This window comes from Pseudoclavibacter sp. Marseille-Q434 (genome assembly GCF_050315415.1).
In the GTDB taxonomy this organism is placed as follows: Bacteria; Actinomycetota; Actinomycetes; order Actinomycetales; family Microbacteriaceae; genus Pseudoclavibacter.
Window position 1 is genome coordinate 280,628 of record NZ_JBNPQH010000004.1, and the last position, 24,251, is coordinate 304,878.

Sequence of the window (24,251 nt, forward strand, 5' to 3'; positions counted from 1 at the left end):
CGCGTGTGCGTCCGGCCCCCTGGTCCATCTCGCTCCGATTTAGTTCAGCTGCCTAGCAGATCGTGCCTTCGATGACGTAGCCGCCGCCGTAGTAGCTGCCGGCGGTGGGGTGGTAGCCCCACACGTTGAGGTCGATGACGTTGTCGCTCGGGACCAGCTTCGGGTTGCCGCGTGTGCCGTTGTCGAGGTTGCCGCCCCACGCGTAGACGCTGCCGTCGGAGGCGAGCGCGAGGTAGGTGCCGTCGGACGCGAAGACCTTCGTGATGGCCTTGCCCGCTGCGTCGCCGGTCTTCGCCTCCGCCTTGAACGCGTAGTTGACGCTGACTCCGGGGATCTGCGTGGACGCGTGGAACTGCATCATCGTTCCGGTCGACGTGATGTAGAGGCCGCCGACGTAGTTGCGGATCGCCCACGAAGCGAAGGCCGCGACGTTTCGTGCGCGTCGTGTCCACGCGGTGCCGCCCGACGAGAAGCCGAACGCGGCCCCGCTTGTCCAGAGGTCACCGTTCGCTGTGCGCACGATGATGGCGCCCGAGTTCGCCTCGACCTGGGCGATGCCGGTGGGCGCGCCGGCCACGGTCGTGAGGGTGTGTCCGTTGGTCCACTGTCGGATCGTGCCGTTCGCGAAGAGAACCGCGCCGCCGTGCACGAAGCTGCTCTCGCGCAACCCGAACGTGCTGATCGCCGTTGCGCCCGCGGTGCCCGAGATGAGGGTGGCGTTGGCGGTCGTACCGCTTGTCGCGTTGCTCCAGTAGTGCAGGCCGGCCGAGGTGAGCACATAGCTGAAGCCGTCGTTCGACTCCGCGGCGATGACGGTGCCGGTGATGCCGGCGACCTTCGCGACAACGGGGGCGCCTGTGCCGGTTCCGGTGCGGTACCACTGGTAGACCTCAGCGCCGGTGGCGCCGGTCGCGACGCCGCCTGTGGAGTTGTTGCCGTCCTGCAGCGAGGTCCATGCGTCGACGAACGTCATGTTCGCGACGTTCGCGCCGCCGTACTGCAGCGTGCCCGGTGCGGTCTGCGGTGAGCCGACGTTGCGGCCCCAGTAGCGGACGAGGCCGCCAGCGACCAGCACTGCGGCGTTCGACCCTGCGCTGCTGCCGGCCTGGTCGCCGGAGATCGAGCCGACCGTGGCGGTCGTGAGACCGGGAACAGTCGACCAGTTGATCTGGGGTGCATTGCTGCTTGAGGTGCCCACGTCGCGCGTGATCTGCACGACCTGGCCGGGGGACGCGGTGATCGACCCGTAGGCGTAGGCGACGACGCCCTGGTAGGTGGCGGTGATCGTGTAGGCGCCGGCGGTGCCGGTGGCTCGGAAGGCGGGGACCTGGGCGACTCCGCTGGCGCCGATCGCGACGGTCGCGGTGCGTCCTCCGGTCGTGAACTCCAGCCCCATGGGGAGCTGGATGGCGACGGTCCCCGTGGCCGGGGCCGGCTTGTCCCCGACGGTGGCCTCGAAGCGGACCTGCCCGGCGTCGACGGTGCCGCATCGGGTGGCGCCGAACCCGGTGAGTCCGACGATGAGCGGTTCGTTGGAGGCTGCGGCGAGCGGTGCGCTGGCGACCGCGGCGAGCACGGGTGTGGTCCAGGCTGCGGTCGCGATGACCGTCCGGCGCGAGAGGCGGCTCTTGGGGTCGGATGCAACGTGCGTCATGTGGGCTCCTGGAAAGGTCTTGTCCGAGTGGATGCGCGTGCATGCGTCGGCGCGCTGTGGCCCCAGGTCGAAGACTTCGGAAGCGAGATGGATGCGCTGGCTGGGCGAGCGAGACGCCGCACGACAGGGCGCCGACCACTTGGTTGGGTGAAGCTCGAGACTGTCAGATGTGAACGGCGTTCACAATTTTTTCGAGGACTAATTCCGTGGACTAATCACGACACAGAGGGGTCGATTTTCCGTATGTGGCCATCAGCATCCGGCTACCTTCGGAGCTGCCCACCGACCTGTTGGTGGGGAAGCTCTCGATGTGACCGGTCGACCATGGCCGGCAAGGAAGCCATATGCCCGAAACCCCCTCCAGCTCATCCGCTCGAACCATTGGCTTGGATCGACGCCACCTGCTCAAGAGCGTCGCCTGGAGCACTCCGGTCATCGCTGCGACGTTCGCGAGCCCTGCGCATGCGGCAAGCCAGGGTTGTGTCGGCACCTTCACCTTCTCGCCGACCACTCTCGTCGGAAGGCAGCGACGGTTCGTCGTCGTCACGACGGCCGCGAGCGGCGGTTCGTACACCTCCCCGTTGACGATCACGAAGACCGGTGGCGATCCAACCGCGCAGGTGACGCTGACGCTCACGGGCGCCGGCTACAGCTTCCCCGGATTCGGAGCCACCCGCGTCGTGGACCTCGTCGGGGGTTCCATCACCGTGCAGGTCGCAGCAAGCTCCACCGCGGTGGCCAATGGGGCAACCCTGACGGCGCGCGTCACCGGGGTGCCAGGCCAGACCTGCGCGGCCGCGACGCTGCCGCTCGGGCGCCGAGTCCTCTCCATCTCGTCGACATTCGGTGCCGGGTTCTATCCGAACAGGCGATGGACGGGCAGCATGCCAGCGAGCGTCGCCGGCTTCTACCAGTTCGACGGAGACCCGAGGTCCGTGGATCCCAAGTCCTTCAACGTCGTCAACACCTCGCCAGGTGACGTGCTCTCGAACATCTCCATCGAGTTCGGGACCTCGCTGAACTGGCCGGTCCTCCCGTTCGTCAGACTCGACGGCTCGAGCACGCAGTGGACCGTCCCGGTCTCCGCCAACCGAACCGTCGTGCGCGACGGCACGACCTTCAACCTGTGGCGGAGCACCTACACCGGCGCGGACATCGTCGCGGCCGGCTCCACCACCGCCATTCCCATCGGGATGTACTTCCGCCAGAACGGTGTCACCGCGAACTCGTCGACGCGGGGCGCGACCAACTTCACCTGGCGCTACGTCACGGTCTCCGAAACACCTATGCGCCTGGAGCGTGAAGTCGCTGAGATCATCAACACGAACCGTGAAGCTCCCACCCCGGCGAACCCGAACCCGAGCTCCTAACCTCCACCGAGACGGTGCCTGAGGCACAGCAAGGGGGCGGGGTGGATGCACGTGCATCCACCCCGCCCCCTTGCTGTGGTGTTCGGATCAGCGCTCGGTCTGCGTGGCCGCGCCCTTGTCAGACGCGGATGCGGACCCGGACGAACCCACGATAGGCATCTGGTTCGTCTGAGGTCCGGCGACCGGCACGCTCATGACCGGTGCCCGACGCAGCCATGGGAACTTCGGGCGCTTCGGCTCACGCTCCACGGGCTCTTCCACTTCGAGGCCGTAGAAATCACCGATGTGGTCGACGAATGCGGCGCGACGCGCCCGCTCATACGCGCGCTTCTCACGTCCGAACGCGACGGCCGTCGCCCAGCAGGTGAGCAGGAGCACCACCGAGAACGGCAGCGCGATGCTGATCGCCGCTGTCTGCAGAGCGTTGAGTCCACCGGCCAGCAGCAGTGCTGTCGCCAGCACGGAGGTGATGACGGCGAAGAAGGCCCGCACCCAGTTCTTCGGCTCAGCCTGCCCGCCGGACGCGAGCATGCCCATGACGAGGGCACCGGAATCTGCAGACGTGATGAAGAAGATCGCGATGAGGATGATCGCGCCGATGGTGAGCACGGCGCCACCCGGGAGCTGCGCAAGCATCTGGAACAGGGCACCCTCGACATCCACCGAGCCATCTGACTGCACGAAGTCCGTCACGCCGTTCAGCTGCATCCACAGCGCCGTGCCACCCAGCACCGCGAACCAGAGGAACGTCACGAGCGTTGGTACGAGCATGACACCTGTCACGAACTCGCGGACAGTGCGGCCACGCGAGATGCGCGCGATGAAGACGCCAACGAAGGGCGCCCACGACATCCACCAGCCCCAGTAGAAGGTGCTCCAGGACGACTGCCAGTCGATTCCGGCCTCACCGGAGAACGCACTGGTCGAGAACGTGAGGCTGACGAAGTTCTGCAGGTAGTTTCCGATCGACTGCACGAAGTCGCGGAGCAGGAACTGGCTGGGGCCGACGATCAAGATGAACAGGAGCAGCCCGGCCGCGAGGATCAGGTTCGTGTTCGAGAGCCATTTCATGCCCTTGCCGACACCCGAGAGGACCGAGAACAGGACGAACGCGGTGATGACGACGATGATCGCGATCGACGCGGTGGTCGACGGCTCGAGGATGCCGGCGGCGTCGAGACCGGATCCGATCTGCAGGACGCCCAGTCCCAGGGAGGTCGCCACGCCGAAGATCGTGCCGACCAGGGCGACGACGTCGATGAGGTTGCCCCAGCCGCCACGCACACGGCGGCCGAGGAGCGGTTCGAGGGCCCACCGCACGCTGACCGGTCGGCCGCGGCGGTGGATGGCATATGCGAGCGCGAGGCCGAGCACGATGTAGATCGACCAGGCGTGCACGCCCCAGTGCAGGTAGGTCTGCGAGAGGGCCTGCTGGGCGAGCTGGTTCTCAGTGCCGGTCACACCGGGCTTGGGATCGATGAAGTGGCTGAGCGGCTCACTCACTCCGTAGAAGACGAGACCGATGCCCATCCCCGCCGCGAAGAGCAGGGAAAGCCAGCTCAGGTTCGAGAACTCCGGCTTGTCGTCGTCCTTGCCGAGTTTGATGTCCCCGTACTTGCCGAAGCCCATCCAGAGGCTGAACGCCACGAAGAACGCGGCGATGAGCACGTAGTACCAGCTGAAGTTCCGGACGATCCACGATTGCACCGCGCTGAAGACTGTGTCCGCGGCGCTGGGCGCGACGATCGAGAACCCCGCGAAGGCCAGGACGATGATCGCGGCGGGCCAGAACACCCACCGTTTGATGGCAGGCGGGACCCGTTTGTCAGGGACGGTTGCATCCGTCAGGCCAGGGGAATCTGGTGTAGGGGAGCTGGAAGTCACTGCGTCAATGGTACGCGAGCTGCGAGAAATCGCTAGTTGGCCTAGGTATCTGGGTTGTCGAAGGTCAGGAGGGCTCGCTGCGAACCAGCTCGTGAACGCCCGAGATGATCTCGTCCGGGCGGAACGGGTACTGCTCGATCTCGCGCTGATCGCTGATGCCCGTCAGCACGAGCACGGTGTGCAGGCCGGCCTCCATGCCCGCGACGATGTCGGTGTCCATCCGGTCGCCGATCATGGCCGTGTTGTGCGAGTGGGCACCGATCTTGTTGAGCGCCGAGCGGAACATCATCGGGTTCGGCTTGCCGACCACGTAGGGCTCGCGGCCCGTGGCCTTCGTGATGAGCGCCGCGATCGCACCCGTCGCTGGCAACGGGCCGTCCGCGCTCGGACCGGTCGCGTCCGGGTTCGTGACGATGAAGCGCGCGCCGTTGCCGATGAGGCGGATCGCCTTCGTGATGGCATCGAACGAGTAGTTGCGCGTCTCGCCGACGACCACGAAGTCCGGGTCGGTCTCGGTCATGATGTAGCCGGCCTCGTGCAGGGCGGTGAGGAGGCCTGCCTCGCCGATCACGAACGCCGAGCCACCGGGCAGCTGCTGCTTCAGGAAGTCCGCCGTCGCGAGCGCCGAGGTCCAGAGTCGATCCTCCGGCACGTTGATGCCACCAGCGCGCAGTCGGGCTGCGAGGTCTCGCGCCGTGAAGATGGAGTTGTTCGTGAGCACCAGGTACGGGGTGTCGTCGCGCTGCCACTGCGCGAGCAGCTCCACGGCGCCGGGCAGCGCCGCCTGCTCGTGCACGAGCACGCCATCCATGTCAGTGAGCCAGCATTCGACGTTCGAGCGATCGACCATGCCCTCAGCCTAGGTGGACCCACCGACAGAACGGCGGTCGGTCCCAGACTCGCCGGGGCGGAGAGGGGATCGCGTAGACTCTTTCCATCATGGACTTCTTCCTCAACGCACTCTGGTCGATCATCCCGACGGTGATCATCGGGGCCGCGTTCTTCTGGATCCTGACGTCGATCCTCTCCGGCGATCGCCGCGAGCGTGCCATGGCCGACAAGATCGAGCGCGAAGAACGCGCCCGCCTCGGCCTTCCGCAGCTCGACGCGAACAGCTAGCACCCCTTCTTCCTCTCCATCCTGACCTCCTCGCTGACGAGGGGGTCAGTTCTCGTCGTCTGGACCCGACCCATGTCATTCCTGCTCAACTGGGCGTCGCCCAAGCCGCTCGGCGCGCCGTTCCGGTTCCTGCTGTCCTCCTCGCTGTTCTCGAACCTCGCCGACGGCATCCTCATCGCGGCGGGGCCGCTGCTTGTCGCGAGCCTCACCCGTGACCCGCTGCTCGTCTCGCTCGCGCTCGTCGTCCAGCAGCTCCCGTGGCTCGTGTTCGGTCTCTTCGCCGGTGTCGTCGCCGACCGTCTTCCTCGCGTCGCGATCATCGTCGCGGGGGCTCTGAGCAGAGTCCTGATGCTGGCGATCATCGGCGCGCTTGTGCTGACCGACACCATCAACCTGCCGGTCCTCTACGTCGCCCTGTTCCTCGTCGGCTCGGCCGAGGTGTTCACCGACAACGCATGGACCTCGATCGTGCCGGACCTCGTGCCCTCGAAGGAGCTCGGCATCGGGAACTCGCGACTCATCGCGAGCCAGACCGTCATGAACCAGCTGGCCGGACCCGCGATCGGCGGGGCGCTGTTCGCCGCGGCGCACGCGATTCCGTACGGCGTGACGGTCGTGGCGCTGCTCTTCGCCGTGGTCCTCGTCTCGCGCATCACGTCGCCACCGGTCTCGACGGCGACGACGGGGCCGATCGAGACGGTGCGCTCGGTCGCACGCGTGCGCCGCGATATCGCCAAGGGCTTCGCCTGGCTGTGGCAGAACCCGCCGGTGCGCACGCTCGCGATCATCCTCTTCGCCTTCAACATCACCTACGGAATGACGTACGGGGTGCTCGTGCTCTACGCGAAGCAGCGCCTGGGGCTCGACGACGCCGGGTACGGCCTCCTGCTCGCAGTCTCGGCGCTAGGTGGGCTGGTGGGCACGGCGTTCTATGCCCGCCTCGAGCGTCGGTTCTCCTACACGAGCCTCATGCGCGCCTGCCTCGCGCTCGAGACCGTGCTCCATCTTGTGCTCGCGGCGACAGCAAACGTCATCGTCGCTGGCGCGACCATGTTCGTCTTCGGCATGTACACGGTCATCTGGGCAACGCTCGCGAGCACGATCCGGGGCCGTGCCGTGCCGAGCCGGATGCGCGGCCGGGTGTCGAGCGTCTACTTCCTCGGCATGATCGGCGGGATGGCGATCGGGACGTTCGTGGGCGGGCTCATCGGCCAGGGGTTCGGCATCGTCGCGACTATCTGGGTCGCGTTCGGGGTCAGCATCCTCATCCTGGCGCTCGTCTGGAGGTCACTCGTCAACGTGGGTCGAGCCGGTGCTCTGAGGGAGCACCCAGATAGCTCTGGGGAGCGCGGCGTAACCTAAGCGGCATCGTGCTGGATCGAGGACGCGGAGGAGGGTGCTGACGATGCCGCGTTCTCTCCTGCCTGCCCTTATCGCGGCCGTCATGATGACGATGCTCGCCGGATGCGCGTCCGGGCCCTTCCCGGCCGTCCAGTCGGCCCTCGACTCCTTCAATCAGACCCTGCGATCACTTCCGGGCGTCGAGGCGTCGAGCCTTGACCGGCCGCCCGTCGACGGAGCGGTGAAGATCGACCTCGTCGTCACGCTGACCGACGACGTGACGGACGACGAGCTCGCCGATATCGGTGACTTCGCGTCGACGTTCCCGACCGTCCAGCTCGGGCAGGGTCAGTATCCGGGCGCGGTCGAGCTCCGCCTCGCGGGCTCGGCCTACTCGTACTTCGACCTGCCGACCCCGGAAGCACTCCACGCGCAGCTCGCATACTGGCGCCAGCTCGTAGGGGTGGGGTTCGAGTCGATCTCGACTCGCACCTACTCAGCGCCCGTGACGGCCGGGATGTTCGAGGCCACCGACGACACCGCGGGTGACCCTTCCGCAGACCGGGCCTCGCAGCAGGGTGAGTTCGCTCAGGACGAGGCGCCTCTCTCGAACTCGCCGGTGGTCTCCGCACCGGAGGCGACCCCGACGGCCTCGGGCGCGCCCGCGCTCACCTCGGCGGCTCGCGGTCGTCTTGTCGTCGTGGAGCTCTCGAGCGACGAGCGCGACGACGACGCGCGCACCGCGCAGCTGCTCGACGCCGCCCGCTCGCTCGACGATCCCGGTGCCGCGACGGGGGAGTGGGACCTCATGGGCCTCGCCCCGTTCACGACGGGCCAGTTCGTCCAGTCGGCGCTGCCCACCGCTGATCAGATCGCCTTCGTTCGGGAGACGAGAGCCGTGTTCGACGAGTCGGACCAGCTCGCGAGCGTGCACGTGAGAGTGGACGATTCCTCGGCGGGCAGCACCCAGGTGAACGTCACCGCTTTCGACGACACCATGGAGGGCGTCAAGTCCGCCGACGCGGCGAAGACGTTCCGCGAGACCGCCGAGTGGCCTGAGCTCATGCAGCTGGTTCCCGAGTTGCAGCAGACCAACCGCGACTTCAGCGTCAACTTCGTGGGCAACAACCTCACCGGGTTCGGCGTCTTCGAGCTCAAGTTCGGGGTGCGGGACTGCGGCTTCTGGTCGGGCTCGCAATGGCCCGACCTCTCACGCGACCTCGAGATGGCTTGGGCCGCCAGCCTGCAGGGCGCGAATGCTCCGACCGCCGCGGCGCAGGTCTGCGCGGCGCAGCGCTGACCAGCTTCACGCACCCGCCCCGGGATTAACCGGGCTGTACGAGTTGCGCATAGCTCCCGCAGGGGAAAATCCCGGCAAATGCTCAAATGTCCGGATCTCGTCAAACTCGCTTTCTCGGGCTAGAGTCATGACCATCCATTTGGTAGGTGAATACTCATGAAGTTTGGGCTGGGGTGAACGGGATGCACGCAACGAGGCGTGAGCTGCTGATCAGGGAGCGGCTCCTGCGCGCGCTTGACGACGACACAGCTCGCATCACACTCCTGCAGGCGCCAAGCGGGTACGGCAAGACCACGCTCCTGCGCATGTGGGTCGATGCGGGCCGCGCTACCGGCCGTCTGCTCTGGGTCACCTTCGGCGCATCCACGACGACACGCAACAGCGTCTGGGAGCAGATCGCACGCGCCGCGCTCCGAGAGGGGTTCGTCACCAGCCTCCAGTTGGACGATCTCCTCACGCTCATCAACTCCGACGACTTCGAGAAGCGAGACCTCATCGCCGCGATGCGCGGCGAGGGGGCGTTCACGATCATCCTGGACGGCTACGAGCGCCTCGGCGACCTCGCACGCGTCATCGACGAGGACCTGCTGCGCGGCACCGAGCACGTACCGGGCATGCGCGCCATCGTCGCGGCCCGCGGGCGAACGACACTGGACCAGCAGCGGCTGCAGCTGCAGGGCCGTGTCCAAGTGATCACCAACGTCGACCTCGAATTCACCGAGGCGGAGGTCGACGAGTTCTTCACGCTCGTCGTCGGTGAGAGCCGCTATGCGGCCGCCCGCGACGTGTACGAGGCGACTGGCGGCTACGCGATCGCCGTTCGCGCGGCAGTCCTCGAGCTCTCGCGGTCTGGCCCCCGCGCCGCCCACTGGCGAGAGAATGCCCTCAACTCGACCAATCTCTCGGGGCAGCTGCCCAGCGAAGAGCTCGCGAACTTCGCCCGCATCACCAGCGTCGTCCCGTACTTCGACACGTCGCTGGCGCGCATGCTCGTCCCGCACACCGACCCTGACGCGGCCATCCGAGTGCTCGAAGCCGACGGGTTCGGGAGGCATATCGCGTTCACGCGCACGAGTCGTGCGTTCCAGTACGTGACCGCGCTGCGCGAGGCGCTCCACGAGGAGCTGCGCACCGAATCGCCGGCCGAATACAAGCGGGCGGCCTCCATCGCCTCCGCTTGGCTGGGAGGGAACGGTGACCCGGAAGGGGCGCTCGACCTCGCCCTCGAGGTGGGGGACTACGAGCTCGCCTCGCGCATCTGCGCGCGCCTCCTGCTCTCGGTCGTCGAGGCGTACACGACCGACCGCTACGAGTCGCGCCTGCGGCACCTCCCGCAGGAGGTCCTCGCCGCATACCCGATCCTCGCGTTCGTGCTCGGCCTCGCGCGTCTCGCCAACCCCGTCCTGCGAAGCGGGGCGAAGCCTTTGCTGCAGATCGCAGCCGGGATGCGCATCCCGAACGGCCTGTCTCCGGAACGGCGGTCCGAGTACCTCTGCTTCAAGGTCTTCGCGTCGCGGACGCTCGGCCGGTACCAGGAGTCAGCGGAGCTCGCGCGGCAAGTGCTCGACCTCGTTGCCGCGCAGGGGGCAGCAGGCTCGTCGACGACGCTCTCTCCGGTCTTCACGCGGGGTGCTGCGCTCTCCCTCTTCCTCGTCGGAGATGTCAAAGGGGCGCACGCGGCTGTCGCGAGCACGTTCGTCGTTCCGCAGTCGCAGAGCTCACGCAACCTGTCGTTCTCGGACGCGGCCGGCTACAAGGCCATCGACGGTGACATGCCGGCGGCGCGGGCGATGCTCGCGCAGATCGATGACGGGGCCTGGGCTGCCACCAGCGAGCGAGGGCATCTCGGCACGTTCGGGCACATCGCGCGCGCGTACGGGTACCTCGAGGACCGCGAGTGGGCGCTGGCTCGGGCCACTCTCGAAGACATCGAGCGCCACACCGTCACCTCCGACCTCTGGCCGCACCTGCAGGAGCCCATCATGCTCGCGCGGCTTGCGCAGGGCGAAGCGCTCGCTGAAGCGAGACGCGTCGAGGAGATGCTCGACGGTCCACTCGCCACCCCGGGAAGCGCAGAAAGCCTCGGGCTCTTCAGGGTGAAGGCGTTCCTGGTGGTGCTGTGGCTTGCAGCCGGGCGCCCCGCGAGGGCTCGCAAGCTGCTCGACGGGTACGCGGCGGACGACTTCCGCACCCTCCCCGCGAGGGCGCTGCTCGCCCTCGTCGATGGAGACGCCGACCAATCGATGCGGCTCGTGTCGCGGTCGCTCGACTTCGTGAAGACTCCGAGGATGCGCATGTCGGTGCACGCGCTCGGCGCCGCCGCGTCGCTTCGTGCGGGGGATCGGGAGGTCGCGCTCAGCATGGTCGGCCTCGCTTCCAGCCTCGGGCGCGAGTACGGACTGGTCTCGCCGTTGCTGCTGCTGCCGGACAGCGATCGCGAGGCGCTCGCGACGCTGAGCCGCGAGTCCGGTGGCGCGGATGATGTGGCCATGTTCGACGCTCTCGACGTCGCGACCACCATCCAGGAAGTGAGTGCGATGCCGCAGTTCACGGAGCGCGAGCGAGTCGTGGTTCACGCGCTCGCACGGCATGCGTCACCGGCCCGGATCGCGGAGGAGCTGTTCGTCTCGCCCAACACCGTGAAGACCCAGTTGCGCTCCGCGTACAAGAAGCTCGGCGTGCATTCCCGGCCAGAGGCCCTCCGTCGCGCGGAGTCGCTCGGGCTCCTCCGCGACAGAAGTGACGACTAACCCGTCTCACTCTTCACGCGCAAGCCACCTCGGGGTGAAGCCCGGGGTGGTTTTCTTGTTGCTGACAAGGTCGATGGTCAGTCGTTTATTTGTATCTACAAATTAGGGTGAAGTCCGGGGTGACTTCGCGGTGAAGAACCCGTATTCGGGGTGCTATTGACGCGCCTGGCGCTCTCAACGGTGACGCCAGCGCAGGACGCGCCACTCCGGCGCGGATGCACTTACCCCGATGTGCCGAAGAGGTTCCCCTTTGTCTGAAACCCCCAGCTCCCCAGTCGTTCCCGCCGCGTCCACCGCGGCCGGCACATCCACCCGCCGCTCAGTGCTGCGCGCCGCCGCGTGGACCACCCCCGTCATCGCGCTGACGACCGCCGCTCCCGCATTCGCCGCTTCGATGTCCAAGCGCGGACTCCAAGGTTGGGTCGAAGTGCAGTGGTCCGACGGGCGCATCACGCTCGACGGTCGCGGCTCACGACCTGATCGCGGACTCTGGATCACCGACACCAAGGTCGGCGACCAGATCACGAACGTCTCGATCATCTTCTACCTGCGAGACACAGACGCGGTCGCTTGGGCCGTGCGTCCAGGCGACAGCGGCGCGTGGACCCTCCCGGTCGACCAGGGCATCAGCACGCCATCGGACATCGGCGTGCCAGTGCGCGGCTTCAAGATCACCTACCAGCTGCCGATCACCGCCACGAACACAATCACCGAGCTCAACAACAACCTCGTCTTCCGGACCACGAGTAATGCCGTCTCGGGCTCCGCTGTCTGGGCACGGCGGTCTGTCAATGTCAACGGCACTGACATCACGTTCCTTCGTGGCCCCGTCTCGCCGAACGGCAGCTCACGATCGCGGTCAGCAGCGCCGGAGGACACCGACCTCGTCCAGGGTGCGTCCGCGCTCTGACGCGAACAAGCTGACAGAGACGAAGGCGCCGCCGCGCGGTCCGACCGGACCCGCGGCGGCGCTTCTCTGTGCCCCGGGTATGCATCCGCACGCCCAGGGCGAACAGGGGAGGGTTTCGGGGGTGGTCGCCGTTACTCTCGGTGTACACGGCCCCCGACCCTGTAGCCAGGTGTCGAGGTCAGGGAGTCGAAGGAGAAACGGATGTTCGAGAGATTTACCGACCGCGCCCGGCGCGTGATCGTCCTCGCCCAAGAAGAGGCGAAGATGCTCAACCACAACTACATCGGGACCGAGCACATCCTCCTCGGCCTCATCCACGAGGGTGAAGGGGTCGCCGCCAAGGCGCTCGAATCCCTCGACATCTCACTGCCTGCCGTTCGCGAGCAGGTCCAGGAGATCATCGGCCAGGGGCAGCAGCGTCCGACGGGGCACATCCCGTTCACGCCGCGCGCCAAGAAGGTGCTCGAGCTCTCGCTCCGCGAAGCCCTGCAGCTCGGCCACAACTACATCGGCACCGAGCACATCCTGCTCGGCCTCATCCGCGAGGGCGAGGGTGTCGCAGCCCAGGTGCTCGTGAAGCTCGGCGCCGACCTCAACCGCGTGCGCCAGCAGGTCATCCAGCTGCTGAGCGGCTTCCAGGGCAAAGAGCAGGTTGTTGCCGGCGCAGACCAGCCGCAGCAGGCAGCCCAGGGCTCCGCCGTGCTCGACCAGTTCGGCCGCAACCTCACGCAGGCCGCTCGCGAAGGCAAGCTCGACCCCGTCATCGGGCGCGAGAAGCAGATCGAGCGCGTCATGCAGATCCTGTCGCGCCGCTCGAAGAACAACCCCGTCCTCATCGGCGAGCCCGGCGTCGGCAAGACCGCCGTCGTCGAAGGCCTCGCCCAGGCGATCGTCACCGGCCAGGTGCCCGAGACGCTCAAGGACAAGCAGCTCTACTCGCTCGACCTCGGCTCGCTCATCGCCGGCTCCCGCTACCGCGGTGACTTCGAAGAGCGCCTCAAGAAGGTCACCAAGGAGATCCGCACGCGCGGCGACATCATCGTCTTCATCGACGAGATCCACACCCTCGTGGGTGCGGGCGCCGCCGAGGGCGCGATCGACGCCGCGAGCATCCTGAAGCCGCTCCTCGCACGAGGTGAGCTCCAGACCATCGGTGCGACCACGATCGACGAGTACAAGAAGCACTTCGAGAAGGATGCGGCTCTCGAGCGACGCTTCCAGCCCATCCAGGTGGAAGAGCCGTCGATCGCGCACACGATCAACATCCTCAAGGGCCTCCGCGACAAGTACGAGGCGTTCCACAAGGTGTCCATCACCGACGACGCCATCGTCGCAGCCGCCACCCTCGCTGACCGCTACGTCTCCGACCGGTTCCTGCCGGACAAGGCGATCGACCTGCTCGACGAGGCCGGCGCACGCCTGCGCCTCTCGGTGCTGTCGTCGCCGCCTGAGCTGCGGGAACTCGACGAGAAGATCGCGATCGTCCGCGCCGACAAGGAGCAGGCGATCGAGCTGCAGGACTTCGAAGGCGCCGCGTCACTGCGCGACGACGAGAAGAACCTGCTCGGCGAGCGCCTCCGCCTCGAGAAGCAGTGGAAGTCGGGCGACGTCAAGTCGACCGGCACCGTCGACGAGGGCCTGATCGCCGAGGTCCTCTCGCAGGCCACCGGCATCCCCGTATTCAAGCTCACCGAGGAAGAGACCGCGCGCCTCGTCTTCATGGAAGATGCCCTGCACCAGCGGGTCATCGGCCAGAACGAAGCCATCGCCGCTCTGTCCAAGACCATCCGCCGCACGCGCGCCGGACTCAAGGACCCGAACCGCCCGTCCGGCTCGTTCATCTTCGCCGGCCCCACGGGCGTCGGAAAGACGGAGCTCGCCAAGGCGCTCGCGGAGTTCCTCTTCGACGACGAGTCGGCGCTCATCTCGCTCGACATGTCGGAATTCGGCGAGAAGCACACCGTCTCCCGGCTCTTCGGTGCCCCTCCAGGGTTCGTCGGCTTCGAAGAGGGTGGCCAGCTCACCGAGAAGGTGCGCCGCAAGCCGTTCTCCGTGGTCCTGTTCGACGAGATCGAGAAGGCTCACCCGGACATCTTCAACTCGCTCCTCCAGGTGCTTGAAGAGGGACGTCTCACCGACGGCCAGGGTCGCGTCGTGGACTTCAAGAACACGGTCATCATCATGACGACCAACCTCGGCACGAAGGGCATCTCCGGCGGTCCCGTCGGCTTCCAGCTCGAAGGCGACGCGTCGGTGTCGTACGAGAACATGAAGTCGAAGGTCAACGAAGAGCTCAAGAAGCACTTCAAGCCGGAGTTCCTGAACCGCGTCGACGACACGATCGTCTTCCCGCAGCTCTCCACCAACGAGCTGCTGCAGATCGTGGACCTCTTCATCGGTCGCCTCAGCGAGCGCATGCTCGACCGCGACATGACCGTCGAGATCACCGAGCTCGCCAAGCGCAAGCTCATCAAGGTCGGCTTCGACCCGACGCTCGGCGCCCGCCCGCTGCGCCGTGCCGTGCAGCACGAAGTGGAAGACCTCCTCTCCGAGAAGATCCTCCGCGGCGAGCTCAAGGCCGGCGACCACGTCGAGGTCGACTACCCGGACGGCGAGTTCGTGTTCAACGTCTCGAAGCGCCTCGTCCCCGAGACGGTCGCAGCCGGCGGAGTCACCTCCCAGGCTGAGGGCATCATCGCCGACGCAGGCGAGGGCGACGCGCCGACCGCGTAACCCGCACCCGTACACGAGCCGAAGCCCCCGCATCCACTGGATGCGGGGGCTTCGTCGTGCCTGCGTTCCTCTGTTCCTGCCTGCTCGGCGAGCTGCCCGAAAGGGGCGTTGTCCGCGGCTCAGAGCGACCTTCCGTGGCGACTCGCGGTGCCCCCATCGTGGCGCGTGACCGCTGGCTAGCGTGTGGCCTTCCGGAAGCCGTCCCAGATGTCCCAGACGCTGGTGGTGACGACCCCGAAGGCGACGAGGACCGAGACGATCGTCGTCACGGTCGCCGCGCTGTCTGCGCTCGGGATGACCGTGGCGAAGAAGTCCGGGTTTAAGAGCAGGCCGCGACCGAGCGCCGTGAGCAGCAGTGACATGAACAGGACAGCGAGCACCGCGTTCGCCCAGGCGAGAGGCAGCGTGACGCGTCCCGTCCGGTACAGGGCCACGCTGTAGACGGCCTCGAAGACGAACAACACGAGCAACCCCAGTGCCCACCACGGCCAGAGGTCCTGACCGAAGAACGACAGCCCCGGCTGCGTCGGCACGAATCCGACGAAGTGGTCCCACGCGACCGCACCAGTTCCGAGCACGAGGAACACCAGCGACGCCACGAGTTCGGACGCTCCGGCCCCCGTCTGGCGGATCTCCGGCAGATCATCGACGCTCCACTTGCCGTCGCCCGTGGGGGTGTCCGTGCGATCGAGGATGAAGAACACGAGCGTCGTCCAGAAGGTGACGTGCATGATCACGCTGAGGATGATCACCACGACCTCCGCGATGATCTCCCCGATGCTGTTGCCGAGCAGCGTCTGCGCGATCGCGACCCCCAGCGCCGCGCACGCGGGGATGATCCACAGCAGGACCTTCAGCAGGCGCCACCACATGAGGTAGTAGCGCGGTCCGATCAGATACAGCTTCCGGTCGGTGTAGCTCGCTGCCAGCAGCTCCGGGTCACCGAGCTCTGTGAGGACGGCGATCTCGGCGGCGCTGGCGGTTTCACCGGCTTCGATGCGTCCATCCACAAGGTCCTGGATGGACGCTCGCAGCTCCGCTTCGAGGTCGGCGCGCTGGTCGTCGGGGACGGTGTGCATCGAGGCGCTGACGTAGCGCTCGGTCAGGGTGTCGTTGATGGCGGTCATGTCAGGCCCCTTCTGGGAGATGCTCGATCGCCTCGGCGAGGGAGCGGAATTCTGCGGTCATCGCGGTCGCGAGCGCTGTACCTGCCGGGCTCGCGCGGTAGAACTTGCGAGGGCGGGCCTCGTCGGTGTTCCACTCGCTCGTGAGGTGTCCCTGCTTCTCGAGTCTGCGAAGAAGCGGGTAGAGGGTGTTCGCGTCGGTGTCGAAGCCACGGGATTGCAGCGCTTCGAGGAGGCCGTAGCCGTAGCCGGGTTCGGCGAGGAGGCGGAGGCAGGCGAGCACGACGGTGCCCCTGCGGAGCTCCTGCAGGTGGATGTCGTGGGTCTCGTCATCGCTCATGAATCACACCATAGTGTGTGACGCACACTGTCGTCAATGGCACGGTGTTGTGAGTTGCGACACCCGAATTTCATGAGGTGCAGTGCGCCACGGCCGGTGGCATCGCGGGCTTACGCTGGAGGGCGTGCCTGCATCCCCCTCTTCCTCGCCGAACGGCAAGCCGAAGAAGGAGGCGACGCTCACGCAGGTGACCCTGCTGGCGCTCCTGCCATCGTTCGTCTTCGCGATCGGCGAGGGCGCGATCATCCCCATCATCCCGACCGTCGCCGTCTCGCTCGGCACGGGGATCGAGTTCGCCGGCTTCATCGCGGGGTCGCTCATGATCGGTCAGATGATCGGCGACCTGCCTGCCGGTGCCGTCGTTCAGCGGCTGGGGGAGAAGCGCGCGATGCTCGCCGCGCTCGGAGTGAGCCTCATCGGCATCCTGCTGTGCGCGTTCGCCGTAGCGCCCTGGATGCTGCTTGTCGGGGTCGTGATCATCGGCATCTCGGCCGCCAACTTCAACCTCGCACGTCACGCGTTCCTCACGACCTACGTGCCGCTGCGCTACCGGGCGCGCGTGCTGTCGACGCTCGGCGGGGTCTTCCGGGCAGGGTTCTTCGTCGGCCCGTTCATCATCGCCGGCATCCTCGTGCTGTTCGATGCGCCCCAGTACGGGTTCTGGGTGTTCATCGTCTGCGGGGCCATCGCCGCCCTCATCCTGCTCTTCGCGCCCGACCCCGAGACGGTCGCACGGCCCTCGCACTCCGCGAAGGTGGTGCCGGACGCTGGCGCAGGAGCCGTCGGATCGCTGACGCCGAAGCGCCTCGGTGTCTTCGCCACCATCCGGGCGAACGCGGGAGTGCTCGTGCGGCTCGGAACGGGGGCGGGCATCATGGCAGCTCTCCGTGCTGCTCGGAATGTGATGCTGCCGCTCTGGGCGCTCTCGATCGGCATGGATACCGCGGCCGCGGTGCTGGTCATCGGCGTGAGCGCGGGCGTCGACTTCGCGCTGTTCTTCGTGTCCGGCTGGGTGATGGATCGCTTTGGGCGGGTGTGGGGCGCGGTTCCGGCGCTGCTCGGCCTGGGCGCTGGCTTCCTCACCCTCGCGTTCACGCATGACCTCGCCGGTGACACCTCTCAGCTGTGGTTCACGGCGCTCGCGGTCTGGTTGGGCTTCGCGAACGGCATCGGCTCTGGCATCCTCATGACGCTTGGCGCCGACCTCGCGCCGAGGCAGGACCCAGCCCCGTTCCTCGGCGCGTGGCGGCTCATCACCGACTCGTCGGCTGCGTCGGTGCCGGTCATCGTCGCGGCGGCGACGGCCCTGGTGTCGATCTCGTTCACGTCTGGGATGCTCGGCGTGCTCGGGTTCGTCGGAGCCGCGCTCATGGGCTGGCAGATCCCGAAGCACGTGCCGCGTCAGCGGCGCTAGTAGCAGGGCCCGTGTCAGCGGTGCTGACGGCTGAGCCCGCGTCAGCGGCGCCAAGCCCGCGTCGACACCCATGCCGAAGCCTCGTGATGGAAGAGTCGCTTCGTTTGGGGAACCTTCTTGCAGCGAAGTGAGTTCTGCATCCCGAATGGGGAGGATGCGCGACGCGCTGACCTACCGCGGCAGGCGGTCGAGGTAGTCGAGGAGCACGCCTTCGCGCATGGCCCATGGGGACACGTCGAGCTGGCTGATGTCGAAGACGTGCATGACCTCGGACAGGACGACGCCGCCTGCGACGATCTGCAGCGCGCGGTCGGTCGTGATTCCGGGCAGTGCGGGCCTCGCCTCCGAGTGCAGTTTCGCGAGCCGCGGCACCCAGTCGTCGAGCTGCCACTTCTGCAGGGTCGTGCGCTGCCCGGCTCCGATGCCGTCGATGGACGAGCCGGCGAGGCGGGCGAGGGAGCGGATGGTCTTCGACGAGCCGACGAACTGGTCTGGGCGGGCGCCTTCGAACGTCTCCGCTGCTTCTTTGATGAGCTTGCGCGCGTACTTGCGCAGCTCATCCACCTGGTCTTCGGTGGGCGGGTCGTTGTGGAGGAAGTTGACGGTGCTGCGTCCCGCGCCGAGCGGCACGGAGATGGCGTGTTCGGAGAGCTCGTCGTCGCCGACGGCCAGTTCGAGGGAGCCGCCGCCGATGTCGACGAGCATGATCCGACCGGCTGCCCAGCCGAACCAGCGGCGGACGGCGAGAAACGTCGTCCTGGCCTCCTCTTCGCCGGTCATGACCTGCAGGTCGATGCCGGTCTCCTTGTGGATGCGCTTCAGCAGTTCCGGGCCGTTCTTGGCTTCGCGGATGGCGCTGGTCGCGAGCGGCATGAAGTGGTCGAGCTTGCTCTTCTTGACGGCGTCGGCGGCCCGGTGCATGGCGTCCATGATCTTGGCGACGCCTTCGTCGGAGATCGAGCGGTCTGGTTGCAGGTACCGCATGAGGCGCAGGATGCTCTTCTGCGACGTCTCCGGCACGGGCTTCGCGCCGGGGTGGGCGTCGACCACGATGAGGTGGACGGTGTTGGATCCGACGTCGAGAACTCCAAGGCGCATGCCCTGGATGTTACCCGTGCTGTCGCGCCCGGCTTCCCGGCCAGGTGCTCGCGCGTAGGCTTGACGGATGCAGGAGATCACCATCAGGCGGGCCACCACGCACGACATCGTGGGTATCAGCGAGCTGATCCAGCCGCTCGTCGACCGCAATGTGCTGCTGCGGAAGGAGCTCGTCACGCTCTACGAGGCGGTGCAGGAGTTCCGGGTCGCTGTGGATGAGCGGGGCCGCTTGGTGGGGTGCGGGGCTCTGCACGTGCTGTGGCGCGACCTGGGTGAGGTGCGCACCATCGCGACCGCTGACTCCGTGCGCGGCACCGGCGTCGGGCACGTGATCCTGGATCGCCTGATGGCGGACGCGCGCCACCTCGGCCTCGAGCGCCTCTTCTGCCTGACCTTCGAGACGAGCTTCTTCGAACGGCACGGCTTCGTGGTGGTGGGTGAGCAGATCGTCGACGCGGAGACGTACGAGATGATGCGGCGGTCCCCGGATGAGGGTGTCGCCGAGTTCCTCGACCTCGCTCACGTCAAGCCGAACACGCTGGGCAATACGCGCATGCTGAAGGTGCTCTGAGCGCGTCACCGACCTCCGCAGCCGGCCGCTTCGCCACGGCGGCCGGTGCGCCTCACGGGAGTCGCAGGACCGGGTCCGTACCCTTGGCGAGTGAGTTCGACCCGCAGACCAAGCAAGGCCGTCTACCGCCGTCGGCGGCTGGCGCTCCTCATCCTCTGCGTGCTGGTGATCGGCCTGCTGATCTGGGGCGTGTCGAGTCTCGTCGGGGCCGGAGGAGACGAGCAGGGCGGCGCATCCGCATCCGTTTCCCCGTCCGCTGCCGCGAGCGAATCGGCGTCGGCGGAGACGGGTGAGTCACCCGCCGCCACACCGACCCCCACGCCCACACCGACGGGGCCGGCCGAGTGCACGGCGCCGGAGCTGGTCGTGTCTGCGGTGCTCGACGCCACCAGCTACGCGCCGGACGTCCAGCCGCAGCTCTCGCTCTCGATCGCCAACACCGGCGCGGAGCCGTGCGTCATGAACGTCGGCACTGCCGTGCAGGTGTACACCATCTCGAGCGGCGCCGACGTCATCTGGGTCTCGTCGCACTGCCAGACCGACCCGGCTGACGAGATCGTCACGATCGGCGCGGGCCAGTCGATCACGGCACCTCCCATCAGCTGGGTGCGCGAGCGCTCGTCGCTCGATACGTGCGGCACCGATCGGGCGGATGCGGTCGCCGGGGGCGCCTACTACCAGCTCGTCGTGAGCGTCAACGGCATCGCCTCGCAGCCCGCGACCTTCGTCCTGGACTGACCCGAGACCTGGCGACGGGGTTTCGCGATAATCCCCTGAACGTTAACCTTGAAGACAGTGTGAGCTGAGACCATCAGCTCGTTCCGCACGATTCTGTCCCTCCGTCGATCGCCAGGAGACTCATGACGACGCCCACTCGCAAGCGTGCAACAGCTGCCGCCGCCGTTCTCGGCACGGCAGCTCTTGTTTCCGCATTCGCGGCCCCAGCGGGGGCCGCCGTGCTCTCCCCAAGCTTCATCGAGCCCACCGCGGGCGCGAAGCAGATCAACCTCGTCGGCTTCAACGACTTCCACGGCCGCTTCCTCGACGCCGACCTCTTCGCCGCCACAGTGCTGCAGGCGCAGCAGGGCTTCGGCGAGGAGAACAGCCTCGTCATCTCGAACGGCGACGCCGTCGGCGCGAGCCTCTTCGAGTCCTCCATCCAGCAGGACCAGCCCACCATCGACGTGCTCAACACGATGGGCGTGGATGCCTGGACGCAGGGCAACCACGAGTTCGACAAGGGCATCGACGACGCGACGGGTCGCCTCGCCTCGGCGACCGACGGCCCCGACCTGGCGGCGAACGTCACGCTCGCAGACGGCTCGCACCCGTTCGATACGCACGCCATCTTCGAGGTCAACGGCCTCAAGGTCGCCGTCATCGGCGCCGTCACCGAGGAGACCTCGGCCCTCGTCTCGCCAGCTGGGATCGCCGGCGTGACCTTCGGCGACCCCGTCGAAGCGGTCAACGAGGTCGCTGCCGAGCTGACCGCGAGCAACGCCGCCGACATCATCGTCGCCTCGTACCACGAGGGTGCTCCGCTCGACGACGCGCCGATCGCTGACAACGAGCAGTCGGACACCTTCCGTCACATCGTCGAGGACACGGCTCCTGAGGTCGACGCGATCTTCAACGCGCACACGCACCGCGAGTACGCCTACGACGCGCCGAACGGCGCATCCACCCGTCCCGTCATCCAGGCCGGCCAGTACGCGGAGAACATCGCGCAGGTCGTGCTCACGGTCGACGCGTCCGGCAACGTGACGAAGTCTGACAGCTCGGTCGTCCCGAGCTTCGACACGTTCGATGCAGAGGAAGAGGGCGCCACCAACCCGGCGCCCGCGAGCATCGCCTCCGACCCGCGCCTCGCGGAGATCCGCACGATCCGCGACGCCGCAGTCGCCGAGGCTGACGTGCTCGGAGCCGAGGTCATCGGCACGCAGACCGGCGACCTGTCGCGCGGCAAGGACTACGAGCCCGGCTCGCTGACGGTCGCTGAAGATGGCACCACCTCTGGCGGCGTCGTCACGACCGCTGACAACCGCGCCGAGGAGTCGTCGCTCGGCGGCATCATCTCGCAGTCGATGCTCGAGACGGTGGCAGCCACTGGACGCGACGTCGACGCGGCCATCATGAACCCGGGTGGCCTGCGCGCTGACCTGCTCGACAACGACGGCCAGATCACCTACAAGGAGGCCGCGACGGTCATCCCGTTCGCGAACAACCTCTCGGTCGTCTCCCTCAAGGGCGTCGACGTGAAGAACGTGCTCGAGGAGCAGTGGCAGCTGACCGCGAGCGGCGAAGTGCCCTCGCGCCCCTACCTGCAGCTCGGCCTGAGCGAGAACTTCACGTACATCTTCGACAGCTCGCGTCCCCGCATGGACCGCATCGTGGGCCTCTCCATCAACGACGAGCCCGTCCAGCCGGACGAGACCTACAACCTCGTCATGCCAACGTTCCTCGCGGCAGGCGGCGACAACTTCCACTCGCTGGCGAACAACGTCGGCGTGCAGGACACGGGCCTCATCGACCTCGACGCGTTCGTGACCTGGATCCGCGGCGAGACCTCGGCTTCCCCCGAGGGCGTCACGCCGGACACGAAGCGCAACGGCTTCGAGATCGTCGGCCTGCCCGAGAACAACACGTTCGTCGCCGGCGAGACCTACACGCTCTCCGTCGGCAAGTTCAACCTGACCTCGCTGGGGTTCACGCAGAACCTGTCGATCGTCGGCTGGATCGGTCAGATGGAGCTCGGCGCGCAGACGGTTGATCTCGCGACGCCGAACCAGGTCGAGTTCACCTTCACGGTTCCGGAGAACGGCATCGCGGAAACCTCGGAGTCGCGTCTCGCGTTCCTCGCCAGCCAGTCGGGTGCCAGCGTGTCCCTGCCGGTCATCGTCCCGCCGCTGGTCGAGCCGACCGCGACGCCGGAGCCCACGGCCACGGCAGAGCCCACCGCCACGGCCGAGCCGACCGCGACTGCAACGGCAGCGCCGGTTCCGACCGCGACGACGCCTGCGGCAGACGGTGGCGATCTCGCCACGACCGGCTCAGACGAGACCGCGATGTTCGCCGCGATCGCCGGGGCGCTTGCGCTCCTCGTCGCCGGTGGGGCCGCGATGCTGCTTCGTCGCCGCGCAGGCAGCGACGCGTAGTCCTCGGACACAGCACTGAGTCGGCCTCCGGCTGACTCGCGAAAGGCCCGGAGCAACTGCTCCGGGCCTTTCGCGTGCCTGCTCCAAGAGGGCCCAGCCGTTCTCACGCGCGCTCGCAGCCGCGCAGGATCGCGAGTGGGCGCCGCGGGTCGGCCTCGGTCAGTTGCCGAGCGCCGCGGTGAGGGCGCGGTCGATGCTCCCGATCGAAGGGTCGACGACGTGTGCGAGGCCCATGCGCTTGGCCTCAGCCGCGCGCAGGTTCGCTGATGCGACGCGGCGGATCTCGCCGGCGAGGCTGACCTCGCCGAAGACGACGGTGCCGTCGCGGACCGGACGGTTGCGGATGGAGGAGGCGATGGCGATCGCGATGGCGAGGTCGGCCGCCGGTTCCTGGAGCTTCACCCCGCCGACGGTGGAGACGTAGACGTCGTACTCGGAGAGCTTGTGCTTGGTGCGCCGCTCGAGCACGGCGAGCAGCATCGCGACGCGGCTCGTGTCGACGCCATTCGTGACCCGGCGTGGGTTGGGGGCGTTGGTCTTCTGCACGAGCGCCTGGATCTCGACCGGGAGCGCGCGCCGGCCCTCGAGCGCGACGGTGACGCACGTGCCGCTGACCGGCTCCGGGCGCTCACTGAGGAACAGGCCGGACGGGTCTGGCACCTCGGTCATGCCCTCGCCGGTCATCTCGAAGCAGCCGACCTCATCGGTCGGGCCGAAGCGGTTCTTGATCGTGCGTACGAACCGCAGCGCCGTGTGGCGGTCGCCCTCGATGTGGGCGACGACGTCGACGAGGTGCTCGAGGAGGCGCGGGCCGGCGATGGTGCCGTCTTTCGTGACGTGGCCGACGATGATGACGGGCACGCCCCTGGTCTTGGCGACGCGGATGAGGGCGGACGCGACTTCGCGCACCTGGCTCGGCTGCCCCGCGAGCGAGTCGACGGTGTCGCTCGCGACGGTCTGCACGGAGTCGACGATGATGAGGCCGGGGTCGAGGCGCTCGATCTGTCCGAGCACGGTCGACAGGTCGGTCTCGCTCGCGAGATACAGGGTGTCGTGCAGGGCGTTGGTGCGCTGGGCGCGCATCCGCACCTGGTTCACCGACTCCTCGGCGGACGCGTACAGCACGGTGGTGCCCTTCGCAGCGACCCGGGAGGCGAGCTCGAGGAGGATCGTCGACTTGCCGACGCCGGGCTCGCCGCTCAGCAGGATGGCGGCGCCGGGGACGAGGCCACCGCCCAGGACTCGGTCGAACTCGCCGATTCCTGTCGGGCGGTGCGCGACGTTGTCGACGGGGGCCTCGGTGATGGGGCGTGCGGCACGCGACTCGCTGATCGTGGCGGCCTGGATGCGCCCGGCCGTCTGCGATTCGAAGCGGTCGACGAGCGTGCCCCAGGCCTGGCATTCCGGGCACTGCCCGAACCACTTCAGCGACGCGGCACCGCATTCGGTGCACTTGAACGCTGGCTGCTGCTTGGTCTTGGGAGGCAT

At 67.5% G+C, this 24,251-nt stretch carries 18 protein-coding genes; 11 read left to right on the top strand and 7 right to left on the bottom strand.

The features are described 5' to 3' along the window. Positions 1-52: 52 nt before the first annotated feature. Complete coding sequence (locus ACQFZP_RS15920; RefSeq protein ID WP_211892022.1) at positions 53-1,654, bottom strand: hypothetical protein; 1,602 nt, start codon at positions 1,652-1,654, stop codon at positions 53-55. Positions 1,655-1,998: 344 nt separating this feature from the next. On the opposite strand from ACQFZP_RS15920, the gene ACQFZP_RS15925 reads away from it, so the two are divergent. Then, a complete protein-coding gene (locus ACQFZP_RS15925) occupies positions 1,999-3,024 on the top strand; it encodes a hypothetical protein (RefSeq protein WP_211892023.1) in 1,026 nt (341 codons plus the stop codon). Positions 3,025-3,111: 87 nt separating this feature from the next. On the opposite strand, the gene ACQFZP_RS15930 is transcribed toward ACQFZP_RS15925, so the two are convergent. Then, the gene (locus ACQFZP_RS15930; RefSeq protein ID WP_104311014.1) at positions 3,112-4,818 is read right to left on the bottom strand and encodes a BCCT family transporter; all 1,707 of its coding nucleotides are present in this window, start codon (positions 4,816-4,818) and stop codon (positions 3,112-3,114) included. A 154-nt stretch (positions 4,819-4,972) separates the two neighbouring features. After that, the gene (locus ACQFZP_RS15935; RefSeq protein ID WP_211892024.1) at positions 4,973-5,758 is read right to left on the bottom strand and encodes an HAD-IIA family hydrolase; all 786 of its coding nucleotides are present in this window, start codon (positions 5,756-5,758) and stop codon (positions 4,973-4,975) included. 89 nt (positions 5,759-5,847) lie between these two features. Here ACQFZP_RS15935 and ACQFZP_RS15940 point away from each other — a divergent pair, with 89 nt between their 5' ends. From ACQFZP_RS15940 to ACQFZP_RS15965, 6 genes are all read left to right on the top strand, one after another. Next, complete coding sequence (locus tag ACQFZP_RS15940; protein ID WP_104251852.1) at positions 5,848-6,027, top strand: hypothetical protein; 180 nt, start codon at positions 5,848-5,850, stop codon at positions 6,025-6,027. A gap of 72 nt (positions 6,028-6,099) precedes the next feature. After that, entirely contained in the window at positions 6,100-7,389 is a 1,290-nt protein-coding gene (locus ACQFZP_RS15945) for an MFS transporter (protein ID WP_211892025.1), read from the top strand. A 43-nt stretch (positions 7,390-7,432) separates the two neighbouring features. Next, positions 7,433-8,668 carry a hypothetical protein gene (locus ACQFZP_RS15950; protein ID WP_211892026.1) on the top strand — a complete coding sequence of 412 codons (1,236 nt, stop codon included), beginning with the start codon at positions 7,433-7,435 and terminating at the stop codon, positions 8,666-8,668. A 182-nt stretch (positions 8,669-8,850) separates the two neighbouring features. Continuing rightward, positions 8,851-11,418, top strand: a complete 2,568-nt coding sequence (locus tag ACQFZP_RS15955; RefSeq protein WP_211892027.1) for a LuxR C-terminal-related transcriptional regulator — start codon at positions 8,851-8,853, stop codon at positions 11,416-11,418. A 250-nt stretch (positions 11,419-11,668) separates the two neighbouring features. After that, complete coding sequence (locus tag ACQFZP_RS15960; protein WP_211892028.1) at positions 11,669-12,328, top strand: hypothetical protein; 660 nt, start codon at positions 11,669-11,671, stop codon at positions 12,326-12,328. 201 nt (positions 12,329-12,529) lie between these two features. Beyond that, positions 12,530-15,061 carry an ATP-dependent Clp protease ATP-binding subunit gene (locus tag ACQFZP_RS15965; protein WP_104311019.1) on the top strand — a complete coding sequence of 844 codons (2,532 nt, stop codon included), beginning with the start codon at positions 12,530-12,532 and terminating at the stop codon, positions 15,059-15,061. A 176-nt stretch (positions 15,062-15,237) separates the two neighbouring features. Here ACQFZP_RS15965 and ACQFZP_RS15970 read toward each other — a convergent pair whose 3' ends face one another. Both ACQFZP_RS15970 and ACQFZP_RS15975 read right to left on the bottom strand, forming a co-directional pair. Beyond that, positions 15,238-16,188 (bottom strand): permease prefix domain 1-containing protein, encoded by a 951-nt coding sequence (locus tag ACQFZP_RS15970; RefSeq protein WP_211892029.1) that lies wholly within the window; start codon positions 16,186-16,188, stop codon positions 15,238-15,240. A 1-nt stretch (position 16,189) separates the two neighbouring features. Continuing rightward, complete coding sequence (locus ACQFZP_RS15975) at positions 16,190-16,525, bottom strand: PadR family transcriptional regulator (protein ID WP_104311021.1); 336 nt, start codon at positions 16,523-16,525, stop codon at positions 16,190-16,192. A gap of 124 nt (positions 16,526-16,649) precedes the next feature. On the opposite strand from ACQFZP_RS15975, the gene ACQFZP_RS15980 reads away from it, so the two are divergent. Next, complete coding sequence (locus tag ACQFZP_RS15980; RefSeq protein WP_211892030.1) at positions 16,650-17,939, top strand: MFS transporter; 1,290 nt, start codon at positions 16,650-16,652, stop codon at positions 17,937-17,939. A 171-nt stretch (positions 17,940-18,110) separates the two neighbouring features. On the opposite strand, the gene ACQFZP_RS15985 is transcribed toward ACQFZP_RS15980, so the two are convergent. Beyond that, positions 18,111-19,037, bottom strand: a complete 927-nt coding sequence (locus ACQFZP_RS15985; RefSeq protein WP_104311023.1) for a Ppx/GppA phosphatase family protein — start codon at positions 19,035-19,037, stop codon at positions 18,111-18,113. A 67-nt stretch (positions 19,038-19,104) separates the two neighbouring features. Between ACQFZP_RS15985 and ACQFZP_RS15990 the strand changes: the two genes are divergently transcribed. From ACQFZP_RS15990 to ACQFZP_RS16000, 3 genes are all read left to right on the top strand, one after another. Continuing rightward, positions 19,105-19,608, top strand: a complete 504-nt coding sequence (locus ACQFZP_RS15990; protein ID WP_104311024.1) for an amino-acid N-acetyltransferase — start codon at positions 19,105-19,107, stop codon at positions 19,606-19,608. A gap of 90 nt (positions 19,609-19,698) precedes the next feature. Further along, a complete protein-coding gene (locus ACQFZP_RS15995; RefSeq protein ID WP_211892031.1) occupies positions 19,699-20,346 on the top strand; it encodes a hypothetical protein in 648 nt (215 codons plus the stop codon). A gap of 122 nt (positions 20,347-20,468) precedes the next feature. Beyond that, a complete protein-coding gene (locus ACQFZP_RS16000) occupies positions 20,469-22,763 on the top strand; it encodes a bifunctional metallophosphatase/5'-nucleotidase (RefSeq protein ID WP_179556171.1) in 2,295 nt (764 codons plus the stop codon). Positions 22,764-22,922: 159 nt separating this feature from the next. Here ACQFZP_RS16000 and radA read toward each other — a convergent pair whose 3' ends face one another. Beyond that, positions 22,923-24,251: a DNA repair protein RadA gene (radA, locus tag ACQFZP_RS16005; RefSeq protein WP_104311027.1), complete on the bottom strand. Its 1,329-nt coding sequence runs from the start codon at positions 24,249-24,251 to the stop codon at positions 22,923-22,925.